This is a genomic window from Pseudomonas sp. SGAir0191, from assembly GCF_002812565.2.
GTDB classification, from domain to species: domain Bacteria; phylum Pseudomonadota; class Gammaproteobacteria; order Pseudomonadales; family Pseudomonadaceae; genus Aquipseudomonas; species Aquipseudomonas parafulva_B.
Window position 1 is genome coordinate 475,993 of the sequence record NZ_CP025035.2, and the last position, 23,725, is coordinate 499,717.

At 63.7% G+C, this 23,725-nt stretch carries 22 protein-coding genes; 15 read left to right on the plus strand and 7 right to left on the minus strand.

Annotated elements, in window-relative coordinates; translation table 11 throughout:
- Positions 1 to 76: 76 nt before the first annotated feature.
- On the plus strand, positions 77 to 1,360 hold the full coding sequence (gene cytX / locus CWR53_RS02035; RefSeq protein WP_058604000.1) for a putative hydroxymethylpyrimidine transporter CytX: 1,284 nt from the start codon (positions 77 to 79) through the stop codon (positions 1,358 to 1,360).
- Here the strand turns inward: cytX and CWR53_RS02040 are convergent.
- The gene (locus tag CWR53_RS02040; RefSeq protein ID WP_058603999.1) at positions 1,329 to 2,075 is read right to left on the minus strand and encodes an RsiV family protein; all 747 of its coding nucleotides are present in this window, start codon (positions 2,073 to 2,075) and stop codon (positions 1,329 to 1,331) included. The genes cytX and CWR53_RS02040 overlap by 32 nt on opposite strands.
- Positions 2,076 to 2,260: 185 nt before the next feature.
- Here CWR53_RS02040 and CWR53_RS02045 point away from each other — a divergent pair, with 185 nt between their 5' ends.
- The 9 genes from CWR53_RS02045 (at position 2,261) to CWR53_RS02085 (ending at position 11,585) form a co-directional block, all read left to right on the plus strand.
- The gene (locus CWR53_RS02045; protein WP_023532940.1) at positions 2,261 to 2,878 is read left to right on the plus strand and encodes an NUDIX domain-containing protein; all 618 of its coding nucleotides are present in this window, start codon (positions 2,261 to 2,263) and stop codon (positions 2,876 to 2,878) included.
- Positions 2,833 to 3,321, plus strand: a complete 489-nt coding sequence (locus CWR53_RS02050) for a DUF1249 domain-containing protein (RefSeq protein WP_205885101.1) — start codon at positions 2,833 to 2,835, stop codon at positions 3,319 to 3,321. Before CWR53_RS02045 ends, CWR53_RS02050 begins: the two co-directional genes overlap by 46 nt.
- Before the next feature lie 12 nt (positions 3,322 to 3,333).
- Positions 3,334 to 4,134 carry a 3',5'-cyclic-AMP phosphodiesterase gene (cpdA, locus tag CWR53_RS02055; protein ID WP_058603998.1) on the plus strand — a complete coding sequence of 267 codons (801 nt, stop codon included), beginning with the start codon at positions 3,334 to 3,336 and terminating at the stop codon, positions 4,132 to 4,134.
- 255 nt (positions 4,135 to 4,389) lie between these two features.
- Positions 4,390 to 4,998: a YqiA/YcfP family alpha/beta fold hydrolase gene (locus tag CWR53_RS02060; protein ID WP_058603997.1), complete on the plus strand. Its 609-nt coding sequence runs from the start codon at positions 4,390 to 4,392 to the stop codon at positions 4,996 to 4,998.
- A gap of 35 nt (positions 4,999 to 5,033) precedes the next feature.
- Positions 5,034 to 6,938 carry a DNA topoisomerase IV subunit B gene (gene parE / locus CWR53_RS02065; protein ID WP_058603996.1) on the plus strand — a complete coding sequence of 635 codons (1,905 nt, stop codon included), beginning with the start codon at positions 5,034 to 5,036 and terminating at the stop codon, positions 6,936 to 6,938.
- Positions 6,935 to 7,921, plus strand: a complete 987-nt coding sequence (locus CWR53_RS02070) for an esterase-like activity of phytase family protein (protein ID WP_100850681.1) — start codon at positions 6,935 to 6,937, stop codon at positions 7,919 to 7,921. Before parE ends, CWR53_RS02070 begins: the two co-directional genes overlap by 4 nt.
- A complete protein-coding gene (locus CWR53_RS02075; protein ID WP_100850682.1) occupies positions 7,918 to 8,436 on the plus strand; it encodes a TIGR02281 family clan AA aspartic protease in 519 nt (172 codons plus the stop codon). Before CWR53_RS02070 ends, CWR53_RS02075 begins: the two co-directional genes overlap by 4 nt.
- A gap of 10 nt (positions 8,437 to 8,446) precedes the next feature.
- A complete protein-coding gene (gene parC, locus CWR53_RS02080; RefSeq protein ID WP_100850683.1) occupies positions 8,447 to 10,702 on the plus strand; it encodes a DNA topoisomerase IV subunit A in 2,256 nt (751 codons plus the stop codon).
- Positions 10,703 to 10,874: 172 nt separating this feature from the next.
- A complete protein-coding gene (locus CWR53_RS02085) occupies positions 10,875 to 11,585 on the plus strand; it encodes a membrane integrity-associated transporter subunit PqiC (RefSeq protein ID WP_100850684.1) in 711 nt (236 codons plus the stop codon).
- Positions 11,586 to 11,860: 275 nt separating this feature from the next.
- Here the strand turns inward: CWR53_RS02085 and CWR53_RS02090 are convergent, their stop codons facing one another.
- Positions 11,861 to 13,303, minus strand: a complete 1,443-nt coding sequence (locus tag CWR53_RS02090) for a hypothetical protein (RefSeq protein WP_058603992.1) — start codon at positions 13,301 to 13,303, stop codon at positions 11,861 to 11,863.
- A 134-nt stretch (positions 13,304 to 13,437) separates the two neighbouring features.
- On the opposite strand from CWR53_RS02090, the gene serB reads away from it, so the two are divergent.
- Complete coding sequence (serB, locus tag CWR53_RS02095) at positions 13,438 to 14,652, plus strand: phosphoserine phosphatase SerB (RefSeq protein ID WP_058604066.1); 1,215 nt, start codon at positions 13,438 to 13,440, stop codon at positions 14,650 to 14,652.
- 66 nt (positions 14,653 to 14,718) lie between these two features.
- On the opposite strand, the gene asd is transcribed toward serB, so the two are convergent.
- Genes asd through CWR53_RS02105 form a run of 3 tightly spaced genes read right to left on the minus strand, consistent with a single transcriptional unit; the run spans position 14,719 to position 17,979 of the window.
- Positions 14,719 to 15,582, minus strand: coding sequence for an archaetidylserine decarboxylase (gene asd, locus CWR53_RS23090; protein ID WP_058603991.1), 864 nt, complete (start codon positions 15,580 to 15,582; stop codon positions 14,719 to 14,721).
- Between the two features lie 9 nt (positions 15,583 to 15,591).
- The gene (locus CWR53_RS23095; RefSeq protein WP_058603990.1) at positions 15,592 to 16,401 is read right to left on the minus strand and encodes a rhodanese-like domain-containing protein; all 810 of its coding nucleotides are present in this window, start codon (positions 16,399 to 16,401) and stop codon (positions 15,592 to 15,594) included.
- Positions 16,402 to 16,443: 42 nt separating this feature from the next.
- A complete protein-coding gene (locus CWR53_RS02105) occupies positions 16,444 to 17,979 on the minus strand; it encodes an HDOD domain-containing protein (protein WP_100850686.1) in 1,536 nt (511 codons plus the stop codon).
- Between the two features lie 130 nt (positions 17,980 to 18,109).
- Between CWR53_RS02105 and motA the strand changes: the two genes are divergently transcribed.
- Both motA and motB read left to right on the plus strand, forming a co-directional pair.
- The gene (motA, locus tag CWR53_RS02110; protein WP_058605808.1) at positions 18,110 to 18,961 is read left to right on the plus strand and encodes a flagellar motor stator protein MotA; all 852 of its coding nucleotides are present in this window, start codon (positions 18,110 to 18,112) and stop codon (positions 18,959 to 18,961) included.
- A 3-nt stretch (positions 18,962 to 18,964) separates the two neighbouring features.
- Entirely contained in the window at positions 18,965 to 19,987 is a 1,023-nt protein-coding gene (motB, locus tag CWR53_RS02115; protein ID WP_100850687.1) for a flagellar motor protein MotB, read from the plus strand.
- Positions 19,988 to 20,067: 80 nt separating this feature from the next.
- Here the strand turns inward: motB and rsgA are convergent, their stop codons facing one another.
- The gene (gene rsgA / locus CWR53_RS02120) at positions 20,068 to 21,099 is read right to left on the minus strand and encodes a small ribosomal subunit biogenesis GTPase RsgA (RefSeq protein WP_023532943.1); all 1,032 of its coding nucleotides are present in this window, start codon (positions 21,097 to 21,099) and stop codon (positions 20,068 to 20,070) included.
- Positions 21,100 to 21,238: 139 nt separating this feature from the next.
- Here rsgA and orn point away from each other — a divergent pair, with 139 nt between their 5' ends.
- Together orn and CWR53_RS02130 are read left to right on the plus strand one after the other, a co-directional pair.
- Positions 21,239 to 21,781, plus strand: coding sequence for an oligoribonuclease (gene orn, locus CWR53_RS02125; protein WP_027913960.1), 543 nt, complete (start codon positions 21,239 to 21,241; stop codon positions 21,779 to 21,781).
- A gap of 110 nt (positions 21,782 to 21,891) precedes the next feature.
- Complete coding sequence (locus CWR53_RS02130; RefSeq protein ID WP_023532953.1) at positions 21,892 to 22,503, plus strand: trimeric intracellular cation channel family protein; 612 nt, start codon at positions 21,892 to 21,894, stop codon at positions 22,501 to 22,503.
- Between the two features lie 98 nt (positions 22,504 to 22,601).
- Here the strand turns inward: CWR53_RS02130 and queG are convergent, their stop codons facing one another.
- A complete protein-coding gene (gene queG / locus CWR53_RS02135) occupies positions 22,602 to 23,666 on the minus strand; it encodes a tRNA epoxyqueuosine(34) reductase QueG (RefSeq protein ID WP_100850688.1) in 1,065 nt (354 codons plus the stop codon).
- Positions 23,667 to 23,725: the final 59 nt, after the last annotated feature.

A 23,725-nucleotide genomic window follows, 5' to 3' on the forward strand; every position in this document is an offset into this window, starting at 1 on the left:
GGTCGCGAAGCAGGTACCTGGTTAGCCGCCTGCCTTGCGCCCACACCTACAATCACATTGCCGAGTGCGAGCAAGCATGACCACGTCCAGTCAATTCTCCCCCGATCATCCCATTCCCAACGGCCAACGCGTGTTCGGCGGCCGCGACCTGTTTTCACTATGGTTTTCCCTAGGCATCGGCCTGATGGTGCTGCAAGTCGGTGCCATGCTGGCGCCGGGCCTTGGCCTGTCCGGGGCTATCCTGGCCATCGCCCTGGGCACCGGGGTCGGTGTGTTGTTGTTGGGTGCTGCCGGTGTGATCGGCAGTGACACCGGTTTGTCCGCCATGGGTACGCTCAAGCTCAGCCTGGGGACGCAAGGTGCGCGCTTGCCAGCGCTGCTCAACGTATTGCAGCTGATAGGCTGGGGCGCCTTCGAGATCATCGTCATGCGCGATGCCGCCAGCCTGCTGGGTGCACGAGCCTTCGGTGAGGCCAGCGTGTGGAACAGCCCGGTACTGTGGACGCTGTGTTTCGGCGCGCTGGCCACCGTGCTTGCGGTCAGCGGGCCGTTGGCCTTCGTGCGCAAGATCCTGCGGGCCTGGGGTATCTGGCTGCTGCTGGGCGCCTGTGCCTGGCTGACCTGGAACCTGTTCGCCAAGGCTGACCTGGCGACGCTGTGGCAACGCGGCGGGGATGGGTCGATGTCGCTGGCCGTGGGCTTTGACATCGTCATCGCCATGCCCCTGTCGTGGTTGCCGCTGATTGCCGACTATTCGCGGTTTGCCCGTGACGGCAGGCAGGTGTTCGGCAGTACGGTGGTGGGGTACTTCATCGGCAACACCTGGCTGATGAGCCTGGGGGTGGCCTACACCCTGGCCTTCGCGGCGCAGGGCGAAGTCAATGCCCTGCTACTGGCGCTCGCCGGGGCTGGCATGGGTATTCCGTTGTTGCTGATTCTGCTCGACGAATCGGAAAAAGCCTTCGCCGATATTCATTCGGCAGCGGTCTCCGCCGGGGTGCTGGCACGCGTGAAGGTAGAACACCTGGCCATGGCCATCGGTGTGCTGTGCACGTTGATCGCCCTGTTGGCACCGCTTGCGCAGTACGAGAACTTCCTGCTGCTGATCGGCTCGGTGTTCGCCCCGCTGTTCGGCGTGGTGCTGATGGACCATTACTGGGTTCGCCGTCGCAGCGTTCCAGCCCATGTGGGGGCGCTGCACTGGCCGGCATTGCTGGCGTGGGCGGCTGGGGTGGCGGCGTATCACATCATCGCCGCCCAGGCGCCGGACCTGGGCGCGACCCTGCCGGCGCTGGTGCTGGCAGGGGTGTTGTATGGCGTGTTGAACCTCAGCCGCGGCCGGGGAACAGTTCGGGCTTGATCACGCCATTGAGGCGTGGGTAAGGGATTTTCAGCTCCACATGGCCCATGGAATACGGCGCGATGGCGTACACCTCGTACTTCACCACCACCGCGCCGTAGGTCAGGGCGATATGGGGCGAGCGTTTGAATGGCCAGGTCTTGATGAACTCGGCATCCTTGTCCATGCCGACACTGATCAGCCAGGCGCGGTGCGATTCCTCCACCGTCTTCCAGAACGTTTCTTCCTGGCCAGGGACCAGCATGTCCTGCAGTGTCAGGACCTTGTCCAGCTTGCGTGAATAGTTGATGAAGGCACGACCTGGCATGCCATGGGCGCCACCGGTATCCAGGTAGCTGGACAGCTCGATGATCACCAGCCCGTCATGCTGTTCGCGTACCTTGGCCTGCAAGTAGCTGCTGTTGCGCTTCTCGGCGCTGGCCAGGTACTGCTGCTCGTAGGCCTGCAACGTGGTCGGTGCTGCCCCGTGCTGGTTGTCCTCGGTCAGCTGCAGCAGGCGCTTTTCGACAATACCGTCGAGCTTGGGCAACGCCGGGAAATGCACGGTGTCAATATTCACCAACGGGCAATCACGCTCGCTGCAGCCTGGCTTGACGTGCTCCCAAGCTTCGCGCTTGACCTCGAGCGGTGCTCGGTAGTTGGGGGCGAACAGGCTCTGGCATGCGCCCAGCGCCAAGGCCAGCACAGCGATGGATGTCAGTTTGACGAGTGTCATGATGATCCTTGCAAGAACAGGGAAAAGTCGGCCTTTGACCGTCGGCATGGCCTTCAGTTCGCCACTAAGCTAACAGAGACCGGGCCCGCTGTGCCATGTACGCCAACGGTTGTCGCCGGGGGGTGAAACGTGCCAGCGTGCAGAGTAGGATGGCGCGATGCAGCAGCGATGCAACGAGGATTTTCATGTCGGATACGTTGAATTCAGTGCCCCAGGCGGTCGAGATCGTCAAGCGGGACAAGTGCTTCCAGGGCTTTTACAGGCTCGACAAGCTGCACCTTCGCCATGAGCTGTTCGCCGGTGGAATGGGCCGGGAAATCAGCCGTGAGCTGTTCGTGCGCCATGACGCGGTGTGCGTTTTGCCGTACGACCCGCAGCGCGATGAAGTGGTCCTGATCGAGCAGTTTCGTGTGGGCGCCCTGGACAAGGTCGCCAACCCCTGGTTGATCGAGATGGTCGCCGGGCTGATCGACAAGGACGAGCAGCCAGAAGAAGTGGCGCACCGTGAGGCCGAGGAAGAGGCCGGCCTGACGTTCAGCGCCCTGTGGCCGATGACGCGCTACTTCCCTTCGCCAGGCGGCAGTGACGAATACGTCCACCTGTTCCTTGGCCGCTGCAGCGCCGAGGGTGCTGGTGGCCTGCACGGGCTGGAGTCTGAAGGCGAGGATATCCGGGTTCGCGTGTGGTCGTTCGAGGATGCCTTGCAGGCGGTACGCGACGGGCGCATCTGCAATGCCGCGACCATCATCGGCTTGCAATGGCTCGCCCTGAACCGCGACGAAGTTCGAGGTATGTGGAAGTGAACCTGCTGCGCGAGCGCTACCGGGTCGACCTGGCCGGATTGCAGGCCGCCTGCGAGGCCAACTATGCCCGGCTGATGCGCCTGCTCCCGGACATGCGCACCACCCAGAGCTCGCGTAGCATCGGCATGACCCAGGGCGACCAGATGCTGGGCGTGCTAGTGCTCGACGTGGTCCTGGCCTGCCCCTACACCACCACGCTGCGCATACGCCAGGAGCACAGCCTGCCCTGGCTGCCGGTCCCGGTCATGGAGGTGCAGGTTTACCACGACGCCCGCATGGCCGAAGTGGTGAGCGCCGAGCACGCCAGGCGTCTGCGCAGCATCTATCCTTACCCCAACGCCGCCATGCACCAGCCGGACGAAAAAGCCCAGCTGAACCTGTTCCTGGGTGAATGGCTTTCTCACTGCCTGGCCTGCGGCCACGAACTGGTAAGCGCTCGCTGAAAGGAGACGGCCTTGCCGCACTCGAACCCTGCCGGCACCGTTAACGTGGTGCACCTGACCGACGCCCATCTGTTCGCCAGCCCCGAGGGCAGCATGCTAGGCCTCAATACCCGCGACAGCCTGCGCCATGTGGTGCGGCAGGCATTGCGCGAGCAGAGCGACACGCACCTGTTGTTGTGCACGGGGGACTTGTCCCAGGACGCCAGCGTTGCTTCCTACACGGCCTTTGAGCAATTGACCGCAGGCTTTGCTGCGCCGGCGCGCTGGCTGCCGGGCAACCATGACGAAGCGCAGGTGATGGCGCAGGTGGCGCCTGAGTTGGTGCAGCCGGTTACCGACATCGGGGCCTGGCGCATCGTCATGCTCGACACGGCAGTGCCAGGAGCGGCCCATGGTTGGCTGCAGGATACCCAGCTCAGCCTGCTGGAAACTGCATTGCGCACGTCAGGGGAGCGCCACTGCCTGGTGTGCCTGCACCATCAACCGGTCGACATCGGCTGTGCATGGATCGCCCCCATCGGCCTGCGCAACGCCGATGCGCTGTTCGCCGTGATCGATCGTCACCCCCAGGTGCGTGCGCTGTTGTGGGGGCACGTGCATCAGGAATGGGATCAATGGCGCGGCGACCTGCGGCTGCTGGCCACGCCTTCGACCTGCATCCAGTTCGCCCCAGGCAGTGAAGATTTCGAGGTAAGCCAGCAGCACCCTGGCTATCGCTGGCTCCGCCTGCAGGCTGATGGGACGGTGGACACGGGTGTGGAGCGGGCGCTGGATTTCGAGGTCAGACTCGATTTCGATAGCCCGGGGTATTGAACTGCGCGGGCTGTCCTGCACCCGCTCTCCAAACGAACCCAGTTCCGTGTGGGAACGGCCTCGCCGGGGCGCCGGACCGGCCGCTCCCACCCTAACCGTGTCACCATAGCTGCCAATAGTGTCAGTGACTCTCCACCTGCCCATAGCGGAATGTGTTTCAGAAAAACCAGCGCGGCGCCAAAACCTTGCGAACGCGATACACTGCGCGTCCCTGCGCCTGCCTACAGGCGCAACGCTACAGCTTCCGGGGGCAGCATGTCGGGTTCCATCCTCTATATACACGGCTTCAACAGCTCGCCGTTGTCAGCCAAGGCCAGGCAGCTTCAGGCCGTCATGCAGCACCTCGGGCTGATCGACCGGCTGCGCCTGCCAGCGCTGCATCATCATCCCCGCCAGGCCATCGAGCAGCTTGAAGGTTGCATCGCCGAACTGGGCGCGCCGTTGCTGGTGGGCAGTTCACTGGGCGGCTACTATGCCACCTACCTGGCCGAGCGCCATGGCCTCAAGGCCTTGCTGGTCAACCCCGCCGTAGGGCCGCACCGCCTGTTCGACGGCTATTTGGGTACCCAGCACAACCATCACACAGGCCAGGCGTGGGAGTTGACCCTTGACCACGTCCAGGCGCTGGCCGAGCTGGAGGTCCCGCCCCCTACGGACCCAAGCCGCTACCAGGTATGGTTGCAGACCGGCGACGAAACCCTGGACTATCGCCACGCCGAGCGGTACTACCGCCACTGCGCGCTGCGTATCCAGGCCGGTGGCGACCACAGCTTCCAAGGCTTCGCCGAGCGCCTGCCGGCCCTACTGGCCTTCGCCGGTGTTGCCCCGACGCAGTACGCTGCACTCGATTTTTCTGTATTTTGATTTTTTTGCATTCACCAGACTGACGACGAGACCCCATGGCCAATCCCAGCGCTAGCGCCTATAACGCAGACGCCATCGAAGTCCTCTCGGGCCTTGACCCGGTTCGCAAGCGGCCGGGCATGTATACCGACACCAGCCGCCCCAACCACCTGGCCCAGGAAGTCATCGACAACAGTGTCGACGAAGCCCTCGCCGGCCACGCCCGTTCGGTGCAGGTCATCCTGCACGCCGACCATTCGCTGGAAGTCAGCGACGATGGTCGCGGCATGCCAGTGGACATCCACCCTGAAGAGGGCGTATCGGGCGTCGAACTGATCCTCACCAAGCTGCATGCCGGCGGTAAGTTCTCCAACAAGAACTACCAGTTCTCCGGCGGCCTCCATGGCGTCGGTATTTCGGTGGTCAACGCCTTGTCCACGCAGGTGCGCGTGCGGGTGAAGCGTGACGGCAACGAATACCAGATGACCTTTGCCGATGGCTTCAAGTCAAGCGAGCTGGAAGTGGTCGGCACGGTCGGCAAGCGCAACACCGGCACCAGCGTCTATTTCAGCCCCGACCCCAAGTACTTCGATTCCCCGCGGTTTTCCATCAGCCGGCTCAAGCACGTACTCAAGGCCAAGGCCGTGCTCTGCCCAGGCTTGCTGGTCAGTTTCGAGGACAAGGCCAGCGGCGAGAAGGTGGAGTGGCACTACGAAGACGGCCTGCGCTCCTACCTCGTGGATTCGGTCAGTGACTTCCAGCGCCTGCCCGACGAGCCGTTCTGCGGCAGCCTGGCCGGCAACAAGGAAGCGGTCGACTGGGCCCTGCTGTGGCTGCCCGAAGGGGGCGACAGCATTCAGGAAAGCTACGTCAACCTGATCCCCACGGCCCAAGGCGGCACCCATGTCAACGGCCTTCGCCAAGGCCTGCTGGACGCGATGCGTGAGTTCTGCGAGTTCCGCAACCTGCTGCCCCGTGGCGTGAAGCTGGCCCCGGAAGACGTCTGGGAGCGCATCACCTTCGTGCTGTCGATGAAGATGCAGGACCCACAGTTCTCCGGGCAGACCAAGGAGCGCCTTTCCTCGCGCGAAGCCGCCGCCTTCGTCTCAGGCGTGGTCAAGGATGCCTTCAGCCTGTGGCTCAACGCCCACCCGGAGCTGGGCATGCAGCTGGCCGAGTTGGCCATCAGCAACGCCGGTCGCCGCCTGAAGGCCAGCAAGAAGGTCGAGCGCAAGCGCATCACCCAGGGCCCCGCACTGCCGGGCAAGCTGGCCGATTGCGCGGGCCAGGATCCGATGCGCGCCGAGCTGTTTCTGGTCGAGGGCGACTCGGCCGGTGGTTCGGCCAAGCAGGCGCGTGACAAAGAGTTCCAGGCGATCCTGCCGCTGCGCGGCAAGATCCTCAACACCTGGGAAGTGGACGGCGGTGAAGTGCTCGCCAGCCAGGAAGTGCACAACATCGCCGTTGCCATTGGCGTGGATCCAGGCGCGACCGACCTGGCGCAGCTTCGTTACGGCAAGGTGTGCATCCTGGCCGACGCTGACTCCGACGGCCTGCACATCGCCACCCTGCTGTGCGCGCTGTTCGTGCAGCATTTCCGGGCACTGGTCGAAGCCGGTCATGTGTATGTGGCCATGCCGCCGCTGTACCGTATCGACCTGGGCAAGGAAATCTACTATGCCCTGGATGAAGCCGAACGAGACGGCATTCTCGACCGCCTGGTGGCAGAGAAAAAGCGCGGCAAGCCGCAGGTTACCCGCTTTAAGGGCCTGGGCGAGATGAACCCGCCCCAGTTGCGCGAAACCACGATGGACCCCAACACTCGGCGCCTGGTCCAGCTCACCCTGGACGACGTGCAGACCACATGCGAGCTGATGGACAAGCTGCTGGCCAAGAAGCGTGCAGGGGATCGCAAGGCCTGGCTGGAAACCAAGGGCAACCTGGCCGAGGTCATGGTTTGATTCGTTGGCTCCTGGCGGCTTGTCTGCCGCTGGTGGCCTTGCCGACCCTGGCAGACACCTGGTCTGAACTTGAACTGATCGGCGAGCACCCCATCGATGGCATGCGTGCCGGTAACCTGTCGGGCCTTGCGCAATGCCGGGGTAGCTTATGGGGTGTCTCGGACCGGGACGACGACCGCCTTTACCGTTTTGAACTCAAGGACGGTGCGTGGCAGGCGCAGGCAGTGGCGTTCGACCCACCACCGGTGCCGGAGAGTGGCTTGCCGTGGGGGCTGAAGATGCGGACCTGGCTGTCTTCGTGGCTGCGCGGTGGCGACCTTGATTTCGAGGGCATCACCTGTGACCAGGCCGGCAACCTGTACCTGGTCAGCGAGGCGCATGCCGCCGTGCTGCAACTGCCTGTTTCGGGCGCGCCGCACTGGCTGAAGATCGATTCGGCCATGGTGCGCCAGGCACGGGCCAGCGGCATGCTGCTGAACTTCAATGCGTTGTTCGAAGGCGTGGCCGTCAACCCTGCCGGCGATCGCCTGTGGCTGGCCGGCGAGCGTGAGCGCCGTGGGCTGGTGGCCATCGAGCGCCAACAGTCGGTGTGGGCCTGCGGGCGACGCTGCGTCCTGTTCAGCGAAGCCGGTGTAGAGATGCAGCCGCCGCAGCTACCCGATGCGCGACCGGTTTCGCGGGACTTTGCCGACCTGGCCTGGTTCGACGGCAAACTGTTCACGCTCGAGCGCAATGCCTATCGCATCTGTCGCCGCGATGCCGACAGCGGTCAGATCGAGCGCTGCTGGTCGTTTGCGGCCGACGCGTTGACCGAGCCACGCCGCTATGACCAGCTGTTCGGTGTGGCCGAGGCGCTAGTGGTCGACGCCGAGGGGGCGTGGATCGGCCTGGACAACAATGAAGGCGCGCGTGCCGATGGCGAGCGCCGGCCGATCGTCTGGCGCTTTGCTGCCCCTGCCGGCGGCTGGAGTGCCAAGCCGTGAGCCAGGCACCGGGCAAACGGGCGGGCAGGGTGCTGATGATCCTGGCCTGGGCGGCGGCGCTGTTCCTGGCCACGCGCTTCTTTGGGCAATGGGAAGACCGCCAGCGCAACCCCAATGCCCAGGTCCAGTCCTCCCATGGACAAGGGTTCGTCGAGGTGCGCCTGCTGGGCAATGGCCAGGGCCACTTCGTCGCCGATGGCGCCATCAATGGCCAGGTGGTGCATTTCATGCTCGACACCGGTGCCACGGATGTCGCCATACCCGAATCCCTGGCCGACGGCCTTGCGCTCAAGCGTGGCAGCCCGGTAACCGTCAGCACCGCCAACGGTCGCACGCAAGGCTATCGCACCCGGCTGGACAGCCTGCAATTGGGCGACATCCACCTGCGCGACATTCGCGCGATCGTGGCGCCGGGTCTGGATGGCACCACCGTGCTGTTGGGCATGAGCGCCTTGAAACAACTTGAATTTACCCAGCGCGGCGGCACCATGCTGCTGCGCCAGAACCTGAAATGACGAGGCTCGCATGAGCGAACTACAAGACAGTCTGGACGGCGTCGAACGCCGCTCGTTGGCTGACTTCACCGAACAGGCCTACCTCAACTACTCCATGTACGTGATCATGGACCGGGCCTTGCCGCATATCGGTGACGGCCTCAAGCCTGTGCAGCGGCGCATTGTCTACGCCATGAGCGAGCTGGGCCTGGACGCCGATGCCAAGCACAAGAAGTCGGCGCGCACCGTGGGCGATGTGCTCGGCAAGTTCCACCCCCACGGGGACTCGGCCTGCTACGAGGCCATGGTGCTGATGGCGCAGCCCTTCAGCTACCGCTACACACTGGTGGACGGCCAGGGCAACTGGGGCGCCCCGGACGATCCCAAGTCGTTTGCCGCCATGCGTTATACCGAAGCACGGCTGTCGCGGTATGCCGAGGTGCTGCTCGACGAAGTCGGCCAAGGTACCGTGGATTGGGTGCCCAACTTCGACGGCACCTTGCAGGAACCGGCGGTGTTGCCCGCGCGCCTGCCCAACATTCTGCTCAACGGCACCACCGGCATCGCCGTGGGCATGGCCACCGACGTGCCGCCGCACAACCTGCGCGAGGTGGCCAGTGCCTGCGTGCGCTTGCTCGACGAGCCAAAGGCCTCCGTCGAGCAGTTGTGCGAGCACATCCAGGGGCCCGATTACCCGACCGAGGCAGAGATCGTCACGCCTCGGGCCGACATTCTCAAGATGTATGAAAGCGGGCGCGGTTCGATTCGCATGCGTGCAGTGTACCGGGTCGAGGATGGCGATATCGTCGTCACGGCGTTACCGCACCAGGTGTCCGGCGCCAAGGTACTGGAGCAGATCGCCGCACAGATGCAGGCCAAGAAGCTGCCGATGGTCGCTGACCTGCGCGATGAGTCCGATCACGAAAACCCCTGCCGCATCGTCATCATCCCGCGCTCCAATCGCGTGGATGCCGACGAGCTGATGCAGCACCTGTTCGCCACCACCGACCTTGAAAGCAGCTACCGGGTCAACGTCAACATCATCGGCCTGGACGGCCGCCCGCAACTGAAGAACCTGCGGGCGCTGCTGCTGGAATGGTTGGAGTTCCGTACCGGCACTGTCCGGCGGCGCTTGCAGCATCGCCTGGACAAGGTCGAAAAACGCCTGCACTTGCTAGACGGCTTGCTCACTGCCTTCCTCAATCTGGACGAAGTGATTCATATCATCCGTACCGAGGAACATCCCAAGCAGGCGCTGATCGCCCGCTTCGACCTCACCGAGATCCAGGCCGATTACATCCTGGAAACCCGTCTGCGCCAGCTCGCCCGGCTGGAAGAGATGAAAATCCGTGGCGAGCAGGACGAGCTGCTCAAGGAGCAGGCCAAGCTGCAGGCACTGCTGGGCAGCGAGGCGAAGTTGCGCAAGTTGGTGCGCAGCGAATTGATCAAGGATGCTCAGACCTATGGCGATGACCGACGCTCGCCCATCGTGGCGCGGGCAGAAGCCAAGGCGCTCTCGGAAAACGAGCTGATGCCGACCGAGCCCGTCACGGTGGTGCTGTCGGAGAAAGGCTGGGTAAGGTGTGCCAAGGGGCATGACATCGATGCCACTGGCCTATCGTACAAGGCCGGGGATGGGTTCAAGGCCGCAGCCGCGGGGCGCTCGAACCAATTTGCCGTGCTCATCGATTCCACCGGCCGAAGTTATTCGGTGGCCGCCCACAGCCTGCCGTCAGCCCGTGGCCAGGGCGAGCCCCTGACTGGGCGCCTGACGCCGCCACCGGGCGCCACTTTCGAGTGCGTGCTGCTGCCCGAAGACGATGCGCTCTACGTGGTGGCCTCCGATGCCGGCTACGGGTTCGTGGTCAAGGGTGAAGACCTGCAGGCCAAGAACAAGGCTGGCAAAGGGCTGCTCAGCCTGCCCAACGGCGCCAAGGTGATGACGCCGCGACCGGTGGCCAACCGAGAGCAGGACTGGTTGGCAGCGGTAACCACCGAAGGCCGTCTACTGGTGTTCAAGGTCAGTGATCTGCCGCAGTTGGGCAAGGGCAAGGGCAACAAGATCATCGGCGTGCCCGGTGACCGGGTCGCCAGCCGGGAAGAGTACGTCACCGACCTTGCCGTGGTGGCCGAAGGGGCCACGCTGGTGCTGCAAGCCGGCAAGCGGACCCTGTCACTCAAGGGCGATGACCTGGAGCACTACAAGGGCGAACGTGGTAGGCGCGGCAGCAAGTTGCCCCGTGGCTTCCAGCGGGTCGATGGGCTGCAGGTCGAATTGCCCGGCTGAGCATCCGACAGGCCCGCAATGGCGATTTCACCGCCGTTGCGGGCAGAAATGCTGGAGTCGGGCTCTTATTTCGCGGATGATATGCCCCCTGCGGTGCCGGCGTAGCCGTGTGCCCGTTTGAATCCATACGTATCACTGCGGCGTGCCTGAAGGCAGCCGCCTGGATGGGATGATGAAATTTCTGCGCCTTCCCTTTGCGCTGTTGATGACGGGTCTATTGGGCCTGGGCGGGTGCACCATGCACCAACCGGTTGCCTTGTACCAGCTCGACAGCGGTGATCCTGGCCAGCCGTCGCAACATGCGGGCATGGCCGTTGTACTCGGCCCGGTTTCGGTAGCCGACTATCTGCAACGTGAGACGTTCCTGCAACGCCAGGCCGACGGCAGCCTCAGTGCTGCGACCGACGGGCGCTGGGCAGGTAGCCTGTCCTCGGACATCGACCAGTTGCTGGTGCGGCAGCTGGCCTGGCGTCTGGACAGCCAGCGCGTGGTGCTGGCGCCGGCGACGGCAGGTTTCAGCCCGGACGTGCAAGTGCTGCTATCGATCACGCGACTGGACTCTGGCAAGAACCAACCCGCGGTTCTGGATGCACAATGGCGTGTGCTCGACCGCCGTGGTCAGGTGCGTGACAACCGCATCGTACATTTAGAGCAGAAGCATGCAGGCAGCGAGGCCTCGCAGGTCCAGGCGCAAGGGCAACTGCTGCAGAAGCTGGCCGAGCAACTAAGCACTGCGGTCAAGCCGTTGGCAAACCAGCCGGCCATCGCCGAAGCCGCACCCAAGAAGCCTGCAGCGCCTGTGCAGGTCAAGAAGCAGCCCGAGAAATCCAAAATCCCGATGGCCTCGCCGATTCGTACCGACATGGAAGTGTATCGGTTCTGATCGAAGACCAGGCATTGAAGAAGCCCGCATCAAGGCGCAATGGTGTTCACTTAGGGCCGCTTCGCAGCCCATCGCGGCCGGTCCGGCGCCCCGGCAAGGCCGCTCCTACACTGACCGCGTGATGCCCTAGTTGGGGTACTCGCAGGGTGTAGGAGCGGCCTTGTGCCGCGATGGGCCGTGAAACGGCCCCAGCGATCTTAAGTGAACAGCATTACGCATCAAGGCGGGCTTTTTCGTGGGCGCTGTACAGCGCCGCGCAGCGACCCTGTAATGGCTCAGGCGCGGCGTTCGTGCATGCGGGCCAGCTGGCGCTCCAGCATCGAGGGGTATGGCTCCATCAAGCGCTCCACACAGCAGGCGCCTTCCGGGCTTGCAATGGGGCGGATGCGAGCACGCTGGCGGATCAAACCGTCGTCGTTGACCTTGCGCTCGACCAGCAGCAGGTTGCGGCTGTGTTGAGACAGTGCCAGCGCATCCTGCACCTTCTCAGCCATCAGCAGGTCGACCAGTTCCAGGCCATCGAGGTCATTGCTCATGGCAAGGCCCAGTTGCAGTTGCAAGGTGATGCCGCTGTCAGCGACGTCGATCTGCAAGGCATGGCCCAAGGCACGTAGCAACTCACCGCAACAGATGGCATTGGTAAGGTAGTCCTCGCCGCACTGGCGGCTGTGGAACAGGACCAACGTACTGCCATCGTTGAGGGTGTGGGTTTCGCCCTCGTACAGCGAGGCCGCATGCTCCAGGCACTCCTGATAGCGCTCGGTAAGCTCGGTCAGGCGGGTGCGCGGCAAACGCCGCAGCTGCTCCTGGGAACCCAGTTGCACGGCAAGCACTGCGCTGAACTGGGGCTCATCGGACTCCACTTCGATCGCATGCGCCGGTGTGTCGTCCAGCAGGCCGGCGAATGCCTCGTCGTCATCGTCCGCGCTGGTCACGGTAGTGCGCTGGGCAGGCTTGGAAACGGGGGCGGGCGCTTCATCGAAGTGCTCGTCGTCCTCCGGTTCCGGTTCCGGCTCTGGCGGAGGCGGTGGAGCCAGTCGGGCGTGCAGTTGCCGGGCGATGTCGCCGATCTCGTCCTGGCGGTCGGTGGCGGGCGTGTAATACTGCGGGTCGCGCAACCAGACCCGCAGCTGCAGCAGCGGCAAGGTGATGAATCGGCCCTGGCGCAGGCTCAAGGTCAGGGCGAGCACCAGCAGAATGGCCGCCAGGATAGCCATGCTCTGCATGCTGATCAGCATGGGCTGCTGGAACTGGCTCATGTCCAGGCTCATGCGCAGTTGCCCGGCGGCCACGTCCTGGAAGGTGATCTTGGTCTGATAGACGCCCTCGGCCTCGCCCAGCAGGCTGTTGCGCGGACGCTGGCCTGCCTCGGCGAGGATGCGGTTGTCGACACTGTAGATGGCGGCATGCGCCACCAGCGGGTTCTTCACCAGGTTGCCCAGCAGCACGTTCAGGCTGAGGATATCGTTGGCCACCAGCAACTCGGTCGCCGACGTGGCCGTCTGGGTCGTCAGGCTCTGGCCCACGGCATCGGCCTGGTCGTGCATGGCCTGCTTGAACTGCAACCCCATTACGCAGGCATAGATCACCAGCGCCAGGGCCACCAGGAAAATGTTGGTGCAGGCGATGCGCAATGCCAATGGCACGCGACGTTGACTCAGGGCGCGATAGATCATCAGGAAGAAATTGTCTGTTTTGACTGAGGTGGGCCGGTTCACTGAGCTCGGCTCTTAATGGCATGAAGTGGGGGGCAGTATAGCGACACGGGTTTTGTCGGCAAAGTATCGTTAGCGCCCGATGGTCACGGAAAATCGGTAGAATGCGCATTTTTCATCGAAGTCGGAGCCTGGTTGTGCGCGAAATCGTCCTGATCAACATCACCGGTGAGGACCGCCCCGGTCTTACCGCTGCCATCACTGGCGTCCTGCTGCAGGGCGGTGTGAGCATTCTCGACATCGGCCTGGCGGTGATGCACGGCACGCTGTCGTTCGGCATCCTGGTGGATATCCCGGATAACGAAGTGGCGACCAAGCTGCTGCAAAGTGTCCAGGCCAAGGCGCACGAGCTGAACTTGCAGGCGCGCTACACACCGATTTCCGAAGCGGACTACCAGCACTGGGCCGATGGCCATGGTGAAGCACGGCACGTGGTGACCCTGCTTAGCCGCAAGATCTCGCCCGACCAGTTGCAGCGTGTCAGCGCCATCATCAGCCAGCACGGGCTGACCATCGAGCGCATCGAGCGCCTGTCGGCTCGAGTGGCGCTGGACGCGGACACCAGCAAGGGCAAGGCCGCGGTGGAGATTTCGGTTCGCGGCGAGCCTGACGATGGCCAGGCGTTGCGCGCCGAGTTCTTTGCCTTGTCCGAGGCCCTGAGCATCGACATTGCCTTCCAGCGGGACGACCTGTTCCGCCGCAACCGCCGCCTGGCCGTGTTCGACATGGATTCGACCCTGATCGAAGCCGAAGTGATCGACGAGCTGGCCAAGGCCGCTGGCGTGGGTGAGCAGGTCGCGGCAATCACCGAGCGGGCCATGCGGGGCGAGTTGGACTTCCGGGCCAGCTTCAAGGAACGTATGGCGCTGCTCAAGGGCCTGGATGTCAGCGTACTGGATGAAATCGGCGCATCGCTGCGCTTGACCGAGGGCGCGGAAAACCTCTTTGCCGAGCTCAAGCGCCTGGGTTACAAGACCGCCATTTTGTCGGGTGGCTTCACCTACTTCGCCCGCCAGGTACAGGCGCGCCTGGGCATCGACTATGTCTTTGCCAATGAGTTGGAAGTGGTCGACGGCAAGGTGACTGGCGTGGCGGTGGAGCCTATCGTCGATGCCCAGCGCAAGGCCGAGCTGCTCCAGCAACTGGCCAGCGAAGAGGGCCTGCAACTGGAGCAGACCATCGCCGTTGGCGATGGCGCGAACGACCTGCCGATGCTGGCGTTGGCGGGGCTGGGCGTGGCCTTCCGCGCCAAGCCGCTGGTGCGTCAGTCGGCCAAGCAGGCGATTTCCACGCTGGGCCTTGATGGTGTGCTGTACCTGCTGGGCCTGCGCGATCGCGATACCCGCGGCTGATCCAGCCTGCGCAGACCCCAGGGTTTTGGCGTTAGCGCCCGAACCCTAGGGCCACGTCTCGGGCCATCACGCCTGCAATGGGGTGGCCAACAGCTGGCCCATGCGCACCGACGAGGCGGCGCCCACGTGTTCGGCCCATTTGACCTGTTCGGGGCCGAACAGCACGATCGCCGTCGAACCCAGCTTGAATCGACCCAGTTCGGCGCCTTTTTCCAGGTGAATTGGCGCACGGCTGGCATCGTCGTAGCGGAAGGTCTTGAGCTCGCGCTTGGGCGGCGTGACCAGCCCTGCCCAGACGGTCTCGATGGAGGCCACGATCATGGCACCGACCAAGACAACCGCCATCGGGCCGCGCTCGGTGTCGAACAGGCAGACCACCCGCTCATTGCGAGCGAACAGTTCGGGCACGTTTTCTGCGGTGGTCTGGTTTACCGAGAACAGCCGCCCCGGCACGTAGACCATCTCGCGCAGCGTGCCTGCCAGCGGCATGTGCACGCGGTGGTAGTCCTTGGGTGACAGGTAGACAGTGGCAAACTCGCCGCCCATGAAGGGGGCTGCCAGGGCCGGGTCGCCGCCCAGCAGTTCCTGTGCGCTGTAACTGTGGCCCTTGGCCTGGAAGATGCGGCCGTGCTCGATCGGGCCAACCTGACTCACTGCACCGTCGGCCGGGCACAGGATGGCGCCGGGGGTCTGGTCCAGGGGGCGTGCGCCTGGTTTCAGGGCGCGGGTGAAGAATGCGTTGAAGTGCTCGTAGGCGGTCAAGTCTTCGACCAGCGCCTCACGCATGTCAACCTGGTAGCGCTTGGCAAACCAGGCGGTGAAGGCGTTCTTGAACCAGCGGGCGCGGCACTCGGCAACGCAGCCGGCCAGGCGCGACAGCAGGTGATGGGGCAGCAGGTACTGGCTGATGATGAACAGACGGGATTTCATTCAGGTTCCTTAAACTTCGACAGGCGTGTCCGGGTGGTTGCCCCACTCGCTCCAGGAGCCAGCGTACGCTTTGACTCGCGGGTAGCCCAGGGCCTTTGCCACCAGATAAGTGAAGCCGGAGCGGCGATGCGTCTGGCAGTGGGTGATCACTTCCTTGTCAGGCGTGATGCCAAGGGACTGCAGCACTTCGGCGATGTCCGGGCGGATGCGCAGATGGTCATTGAGATCCATGCCGGCGGTCCATTCGAAATTGACCGCACCAGGTATGTGCCCGCCTTTGGCCGCGAGCATTTTTTCGCCGGTGAATTCCTGTGGGGCGCGAGCATCCCAGATGGCCAGGTCATCGGCGCCCAGGCGGCTTTGCAGGTACTCGCGGGTGGCGGTGGGTTCCGGATGCAGTTGCAAACTCACCGGCCGGGTACCCTTGGCAGGCACATCGGTACTGAGCCGGTCGGCCGGCCAGGTCTGGATGCCACCGTTAAGATAGTGGTACCGGGTGTGACCGATCACATCGAGCAACCAGATGAAGCGGCCAGCCCAGCCACCGCCATCATCGTCATACACCACGTAGACCGCATCGCTGCGGTGGCCCAGTTCGCCGAACAGCTTTTCCAGGTCGCTCTGCGGCGGTAGCAGCCCAGGCGCAGGCGGCTGGCCGAGCTGGGTCCGCTTGCCCTCGACGAAATGCGCGCCCGGGATATGCCCGCTGACGTAACGATTGGCGCTGCTGAGGTCGACCAGGATCAAATCGGGCGAGCCCAGGCGTGGCAACAGGTCGGCGGCTTCGATCACCAGCGGCAGGCCGGAAAAGTCGGTCATCCACGGTCTCCAGTGTGCAAAGGGGCGATTGTAGCGCAAGGCTCAGCCCTTGCGGTTGGCAAACACCGACAGCGCCCGTTCGATGCATTGCGAGGTTTTGCCAAAAGCCTGCACGCTGATGTCGGCCAGGGGCCGGCACCCCTGGTCGGCCACCAACAACATCACCACCTGGTCTTTGACCGCCAGCGAGCGCAGCAGGACATGCTCGCCTCGGAACAGGGCACGTAAGGGCGGCGGCAACAACGAGGCGAACTGCGTATGGTTTTCGGGCGTGATGCGCAGTTGCCCGGCCTTGGACATCAGCTTTTGCAGCAGCTTGTTCGCCGCCACCGGCAATACCAGGCTGGTCGCCTCTTTCGCTAGCCCGGCTGCCTGTTGCACGCGTAGGCAGTCATTGGTCCGGTCCAGGCCAAGCAGCAGCAGGCGTTGCATGCCGCACGCCAGTACCGCCTCACGGGCTTGGGCCGCCAGGTGCACGGTATTGGTGAAAGGGCTGGGCTGGGCCAGCAAGTCCTGGCAGAGCGACCGCCAGCGTGCCAGTTCATCGGCGGTGGGGGGCGGGGGCGCCAGCATGTCCGGGTGGGGGCGGCGTTGATGCCACGGCCAGATCAAGGCCTCGGCTGGGTGGAACAGTGCCAGGCGCGCATGGCGCCTGGCACTGGCTGCGGCTTGTTGGTGCACCTGCTGTTGTACGTCTTCGAGCGAGGTCTGCAGGTAGAGTGCGGTCAGCAGTTGCCAGCGCAGCAGATGGGGATTGTCCCAGCCCACCTGGGCTGCCAGCGCCAGGTTATTGGCCAACAGCACGGTATTGGCCGGTTGGTTGAACCAGCGCCGCAGACCGGGCTCGGCATCGAGCCGATGTTGTTGGTTGAGCAGGTCTTCGTCCCGGGCGATGTTCAACACCTGGGCAAGCTGCTCGCGCTCTTCGAGCAGCAGACGGTAACCCTGGGTCACCCATTGCGGCAGGCGCCACTGCTGGGCAACGGCCTGGCACAGCGCCATGATGCGAACACCGAACAGCTCCTGCTCGACAATGGCGGCGTCTTCTCCTTTATGGATGACCCGCAGCTCCCAGGTGTCGAGCAGCTTCGGGTGGGCCAATGCCAGCGGCCATAATGGGGACAGAAACAGCAGGCTACCCCAGTGGATTTCCTGCCACAGCCGCGCCAGTCGGCTGGCGAACAGGCCACTGGCCTGCTGCGAGGCATGCTGGCTGATCATCTGGAACTGGCGCAGCACCGGCGGGATGTCTTCCATCGGCAGCGCTGGCAGGCGCTTGAGCAGCAGTGCGCTGCGCTCAAGGCCCAGGCGATTGAGCGCAATCTCCAGGCTTTCGGCCGGCTCGGCCTGGCTGGCGTTGGTCGGGTGGTTGGCTTCGCGCATCACCGACAGCACCAGGGCCGGGCTGTCCTGCATCAGCTCGGCGATGTCGCGCAATGAACGCCGGTTATCGTTGATGGCCGCCATGACCCGGTCGTAGCTGTGCTTGGGCACAGGAATGCGCACACTCTCCAGCAGCTTCACCCAGGCTTCTAACGTACGTGGGGCCTGGCCGGATACCTCGGTTTCAATTGGCATTTTGACATCAGTCCGAACTGGCTTTTCGCTTTTAGTGGCTATAGTCTGGCGCAGTTCTGCCGATAAGGAGAAGAAGAGTTTTGACGCTCCCGCCTCTTTCCCTGACCACGACAGCAAGTGCTTTGAATCTATGGCTAAAATTATCGGCATCATCGTCGTATTCGCGAGCGTACTCGGCGGCTACGTCCTTTCCCACGGCAAGATTGCGGCGCTGATCCAGCCGTTCGAAGTGCTGATCATCGGCGGCGCGGCCTTTGGTGCGTTTCTGCAGGCCAACCCTGGCTACATGACGATGCACGTTCTGAAGAAGTCGATGAAGATGTTCGGCTCGCGCTTCACCCATGCCTATTACCTGGAAGTGCTGGGGCTGGTCTATGAAATTCTCAACAAGAGCCGCCGCGAAGGCATGATGGCCATCGAGGCCGACATCGAAGACGCCTCGGCCAGCCCGATCTTTGCCAAGTACCCGACCGTACTGGCCGATGAGCGCATGACCGCGTTCGTCTGCGACTACCTGCGCATCATGTCCACCGGCAACATGGCCCCCCACGAACTCGAAGGTCTGTTCGACATGGAGCTGCTGAGCATGAAGGAGGAGCTGGAGCATCCTTCCCACGCGGTCACTGGGGTCGCAGACGGCATGCCAGGCTTCGGTATCGTTGCAGCCGTATTGGGTATCGTCGTCACCATGGCGTCGCTGGGCGATGGTGACCAGGCAGCCATCGGTATGCACGTGGGCGCCGCCTTGGTGGGTACCTTCTTCGGTATTCTCGCCGCCTACGGTTTCTTCGGCCCACTGGCCAAGTGCCTTGAGCACGATGCCAAGGAAGAACTCAATCTGTACGAGTCGATCAAGGCCTCGCTGGTCGCCTCGGCCTCGGGCATGCCGCCGTCGCTGGCCGTGGAGTTCGGGCGCAAGGTGCTGTACCCCAAGCATCGCCCCAGCTTCTCCGAGCTCGAGCAAGCGGTACGCGGTCGCTGAGTCATGGAGAACAATCAGCCCATCATCGTCAAGCGCGTAAAGCGCTTTGGCGGCGGCCACCACGGTGGCGCCTGGAAGATCGCCTTTGCCGACTTCGCCACGGCCATGATGGCGTTCTTTCTGGTGCTGTGGTTGCTGTCGACCGCAACCCCTGAACAGAAGATCGCCATCGCCGGGTACTTCAAGGACCCGATCGGCTTCTCCGAGAGTGGTACACCTTACGTCATCGACCTGGGCGGCTCGCCCGAGCTGGCGCCGGAAAAGACCATCAACCCCGAGGTGAAATCGGAGCCGACCCCAGACACCAGCATCGAACTGAACAAGGACCAGGTGGAAACCATGGCCGAGCAGGTCGAGCGCGAGCGCCTCGAGCTGCTGCTGCAGGAGTTGCAGAACAAGGTGGAGGAGAACCCGCAGCTGCAGAAGTTCAAGGACCAGATCCTGTTCGAGATCACCCAGGACGGCCTGCGCATCCAGATCATGGACGCCGAGAACCGGCCCATGTTCGACATCGGCAGTGCACGCTTGCAGCCCTATTTCGAGGACATCCTGCTGGCCATGGCCGATACCATCAAGACCGTGCCCAACAAGATCAGCGTCAGTGGCCATACCGATGCCAAGCCGTACGCAGGCGCTGGCGAGTTCGGCAACTGGGAGCTGTCGGCCAACCGTGCCAACGCTGCGCGGCGGGCCCTGGTGGCAGGGGGGTATCCAGATGGCCAGGTGGCACGGGTGGTGGGGTATGCGTCTTCGTCGCTGTTCGATCGCAAGAACCCGTTCAACCCGGTAAACCGTCGGATCGACATCATCGTGCTGACCAAGAAGGCCCAGCGTGATATCGAAGGCGAGCAGGGCGCCGCGCCACCGCCGGCGGAAGCCCCTACCGGGGCGCAGCCACCTTCAACGACCGCACCGGCACCCTCGGCGGCCGATGGCCAGACGCCCATGCAACCACGTGAGTTGCGCCAGAAGCTCAACATCTTCGAGGACGGCACGTTGAAGATGGATGAGACCAAGGAACAGTAAGGGCTTGGCAGCCCCGTTGGGCTGCCGGTCACTGCCGGGGCGGACAAGGCACCCCGCCTGCATTGGGCATGCAGGGTTGATCAGTAGGTTTCTTCCGGCAGGCTGGCGATGATCGAGCGGTAGCTGTTCATCCGCTGTGGCTTGATTCGCCCGTCTTCCAGGGCCTTGAGCAGCGCGCACCCAGGCTCGCGATCATGTTTGCAGTCGCGGAAGCGGCAGGTGCCGAACAGGTCGCGGAACTCGATAAAGCCCTCTTCCACATCGGTGCGGCTGACGTGCCCCAGGCCGAACTCACGGATGCCCGGCGAGTCGATCAGGTCGCCCCCGTTGGGGAAGTGGTACAGGCGGGCGGTGGTGGTGGTATGGGTGCCCTGGCCTGACCATTCCGACAGGTCACCGACCCGGGTACCGGCCTGTGGCAGCAGGCTGTTGACCAGCGACGATTTGCCCACCCCCGACTGACCGACGAAGACGCTGATGTGTCCATCCAGTGCCTGCTGCAGGCGCTGCATGCCATCCCCTTGATGCGCCGACACTTCCAGCAGCGGGTAGCCCAGTTCACGGTAGACGTCCAGGAGCGCTTGCAGGCCTGGCCCGTTCTCGTCATTAACCAGGTCAGCCTTGTTCAGCAGCAACAGGGGCCGCAGGCCGGCATGCTCGGCGGCCACCAGGTAGCGGTCGATGAGGTTGGGGTGCGGTTCCGGCGCCGGTGCGAAAACGATGACGATAAGGTCGACATTGGCCGCCACTGGCTTGAGCTGGCCATGGTTGTTGGGCCGGCACAGTTCGGTTGCACGGGGCATCTGCGCAACGATGACGCCGATCCCCTGGTTGCCGGCACGCCAGACCACGCGGTCGCCAGTGACCAACGCAGGAAGGTTGGCGCGCAGGTGGCAGCGAAACACCTGGCCTGCGGTGTCGCCATCCTGGGCTTCGACTTCAACTTGTACACCGAAGTGCGCGATCACCAGCCCCAGCTGCTCGGGCCCAAGGTCGCCGCCTTCCAGTTCCTGCAAGGCATGCTGCTCGCGCTTCGCCGCACGTGCAGCGCGCTCGTTCTGAATCTTTTCGATACGCCAGTTCTGGCGACGGTTGAGCTGGCGTTTGGCCATGAACGCTCCGTAGAAGGCCCCGTGCGGGGCGTAGAAAACGACTGGCAGTCTAGCATGCCGGGCCTGAACGCTGTCCGCTTCACTTTGGTTCGTGGGGGTGCACTGCGCTAATATAGACCTCCATCGGAGGAGTGCCTGCATGCAAAACCCACAGAACCTGATCTGGATCGACCTGGAGATGACCGGGCTGGATCCGGACAGCGATGTCATCATCGAGATGGCCACCATTGTCACCGACAGCGACCTCAATACGCTGGCCGAGGGCCCGGTCATCGCCATCCACCACAGTGATGAAGTGCTGGCGCGCATGGACGACTGGAACACCCGCACCCACGGCGCCTCCGGCCTGACCCAGCGTGTGCGCGAGAGCCAGGTGAGCATGGCCCAGGCCGAGGCCCAGACCATCGCCTTCCTTGAGCAGTGGGTACCTAAAGGCAAGTCGCCGATCTGCGGGAACAGCATCTGCCAGGACCGTCGGTTCCTGTACCGGCACATGCGTCAGCTGGAAAATTACTTCCACTACCGCAATCTCGACGTCTCCACCCTCAAGGAACTGGCAGCGCGCTGGGCCCCCGAAGTGCGAGACAGCTTCAGCAAGGGCAACACGCACCTGGCGCTGGACGACATTCGCGAATCCATCGCCGAGCTGCGCCACTACCGCGAACACTTCATCAAATTCTAAAAAACGCAGCTCACGCGCTTCACGCGGCCATCAGCGTACGGCCCCGGCACTTCTGCCCGAGGCCGTGCGCTGATGGTCGCTTGAGCGGGTGATCGGTGTGGGTCTTGCTCATGTTGCTGATGCTTTATCTGATCGCCATCACCGCCGAAGCGATGACCGGTGCGCTGTCTGCCGGCCGTCGTGGCATGGACTGGTTCGGGGTGGTGCTGATCGCGTGCGTGACCGCATTGGGCGGTGGCTCGGTGCGTGACGTGCTGTTGGGGCACTACCCGCTGACCTGGGTCAAGCACCCGGAATACCTGGTGCTGACCAGCTGTGCGGCGCTGTTGACCATTTTCATCGCGCCGATGATGCGCCGCCTGCGCTCCCTGTTTCTGGTACTCGACGCCTTGGGGTTGGTGGCTTTTACCCTCATTGGTTGCATGACCGCGCTGGAGATGGGGCAGGGCATGCTGGTGGCGTCCATCAGCGGGGTGATCACGGGGGTCTTCGGCGGGATTCTGCGGGATATCTTCTGCAATGACATTCCGCTTGTGTTCCGCCGGGAGCTTTACGCGAGCGTGTCGTTCGCTGCGGCCTGGTTCTACCTGGGCTGCGATTACTTCAAGGTGCCCGCAGAGCAAGCCATGCTGCTGACCTTGTTCGGTGGGTTTCTGGTGCGATTGCTGGCTATCCGCTTTCACTGGGAAATGCCCAAGTTTCATTACAATGACCAGCAGTGAGGTTGGGCGCCCGCACCAGGCTAGCGGGCCCTGGCTTTGTGCTACACCGCAAAGGTGCAGAGGCCGCTGTGCGGCCTATCGCGACCTCCCCTTGAGGGTCATGCCACCCCGTGCCGGGCAAGCGCCCATTCCACGTGTTCCCTCACCAGTGGCGAGGCATCGTCGCGTCGCGCCTTGAGGGCTTCGATGACCGGGATCGTGGAGGGGGCGTTGCCCAGGCCGACGGCCAGGTTGCGCAGCCAGCGCTCATAACCGGCACGGCGCAGAGGTCCGCCTTCGGTCTTGCGCAGGAAAGTAGGCTCATCCCACAGAAACATCTGCGCCAGTTCCGCATTCTCCAGGCCGTGGCGGGGCTGGAAGTCCTGCTCGCGGGTGGGCTTGGCGAAGCGGTTCCAAGGGCAGACGATCTGGCAGTCATCGCAGCCGAACACCCGGTTGCCCATCATCGAGCGCAACTGCACCGGGATCGGCCCCTTGAGCTCGATGGTCAGGTAGGAGATGCAGCGGCGGGCATCGAGCACGTACGGGCCGACGAAGGCCTGGGTTGGGCAGATGTCCAGGCAAGCCGTGCAGCGGCCGCAATGCTCGCTGGCGGTGGCCTGGTCCACTGGCAAGGGCAGGTCGACGAACAGTTCAGCCAGAAAGAAATAGCTGCCGGCCTTGCGGTTGAGCAACAGGGTGTTCTTGCCGATCCAGCCAAGCCCGGCTTGTTCGGCCAGCGCCTTTTCCAGCACCGGCGCGCTGTCGACGAAGGCTCGGTAGCCAAAGGGGCCGATGGCCTGCTGGATGCGGTCGGCCAGCGACTGCACACGCTTGCGCACCAGCTTGTGGTAGTCCCTGCCCAAGGCATAGCGGGATACGTAGGCCTTTTCCGGTTGGGCCAGGCGCTGCGCCATTTGCGTGTCGCCGGGCAGATAGTCCATGCGCAGCGAGACGACGCGCACGGTGCCTGGAATCAGCTGCTCTGGGTGGGCGCGCTTGCTGCCGTGTGCCCCCAGGTATTCCATCTCCCCCTGATAACCGGCGTCCAGCCAGCGCTGCAGGTGATGCTCGTGTTCGCCCAGGTCGATACCGGCGATGCCGACGTGGGCAAAGCCCAGTTCCTGGCCCCACAGCTTGATGTTATGGGCCAGTGCGTCGAGGTCAGGAGTGGAGGCGGACATGGATGGGCAAGCAATACGGGCAGAGGTGCGTATAATTCTGCCAGACATTGGAGCTTTTG

Coding starts and splice junctions, on each gene's coding strand:
- CWR53_RS02060 (WP_058603997.1), top strand. CDS start 4,390: ATGTCGGGTTCCATCCTCTATATACACGGCTTCAACAGCTCGCCGTTG.
- CWR53_RS02050 (WP_205885101.1), top strand. CDS start 2,833: ATGGCTCGCCCTGAACCGCGACGAAGTTCGAGGTATGTGGAAGTGAAC.
- orn (WP_027913960.1), top strand. CDS start 21,239: ATGCAAAACCCACAGAACCTGATCTGGATCGACCTGGAGATGACCGGG.
- queG (WP_100850688.1), bottom strand. CDS start 23,666: ATGTCCGCCTCCACTCCTGACCTCGACGCACTGGCCCATAACATCAAG.
- CWR53_RS02130 (WP_023532953.1), top strand. CDS start 21,892: ATGTTGCTGATGCTTTATCTGATCGCCATCACCGCCGAAGCGATGACC.
- CWR53_RS02085 (WP_100850684.1), top strand. CDS start 10,875: ATGAAATTTCTGCGCCTTCCCTTTGCGCTGTTGATGACGGGTCTATTG.
- CWR53_RS02040 (WP_058603999.1), bottom strand. CDS start 2,075: ATGACACTCGTCAAACTGACATCCATCGCTGTGCTGGCCTTGGCGCTG.
- motA (WP_058605808.1), top strand. CDS start 18,110: ATGGCTAAAATTATCGGCATCATCGTCGTATTCGCGAGCGTACTCGGC.
- rsgA (WP_023532943.1), bottom strand. CDS start 21,099: ATGGCCAAACGCCAGCTCAACCGTCGCCAGAACTGGCGTATCGAAAAG.
- asd (WP_058603991.1), bottom strand. CDS start 15,582: ATGAAATCCCGTCTGTTCATCATCAGCCAGTACCTGCTGCCCCATCAC.
- cytX (WP_058604000.1), top strand. CDS start 77: ATGACCACGTCCAGTCAATTCTCCCCCGATCATCCCATTCCCAACGGC.
- CWR53_RS23095 (WP_058603990.1), bottom strand. CDS start 16,401: ATGACCGACTTTTCCGGCCTGCCGCTGGTGATCGAAGCCGCCGACCTG.
- parC (WP_100850683.1), top strand. CDS start 8,447: ATGAGCGAACTACAAGACAGTCTGGACGGCGTCGAACGCCGCTCGTTG.
- motB (WP_100850687.1), top strand. CDS start 18,965: ATGGAGAACAATCAGCCCATCATCGTCAAGCGCGTAAAGCGCTTTGGC.
- CWR53_RS02105 (WP_100850686.1), bottom strand. CDS start 17,979: ATGCCAATTGAAACCGAGGTATCCGGCCAGGCCCCACGTACGTTAGAA.
- parE (WP_058603996.1), top strand. CDS start 5,034: ATGGCCAATCCCAGCGCTAGCGCCTATAACGCAGACGCCATCGAAGTC.
- CWR53_RS02045 (WP_023532940.1), top strand. CDS start 2,261: ATGTCGGATACGTTGAATTCAGTGCCCCAGGCGGTCGAGATCGTCAAG.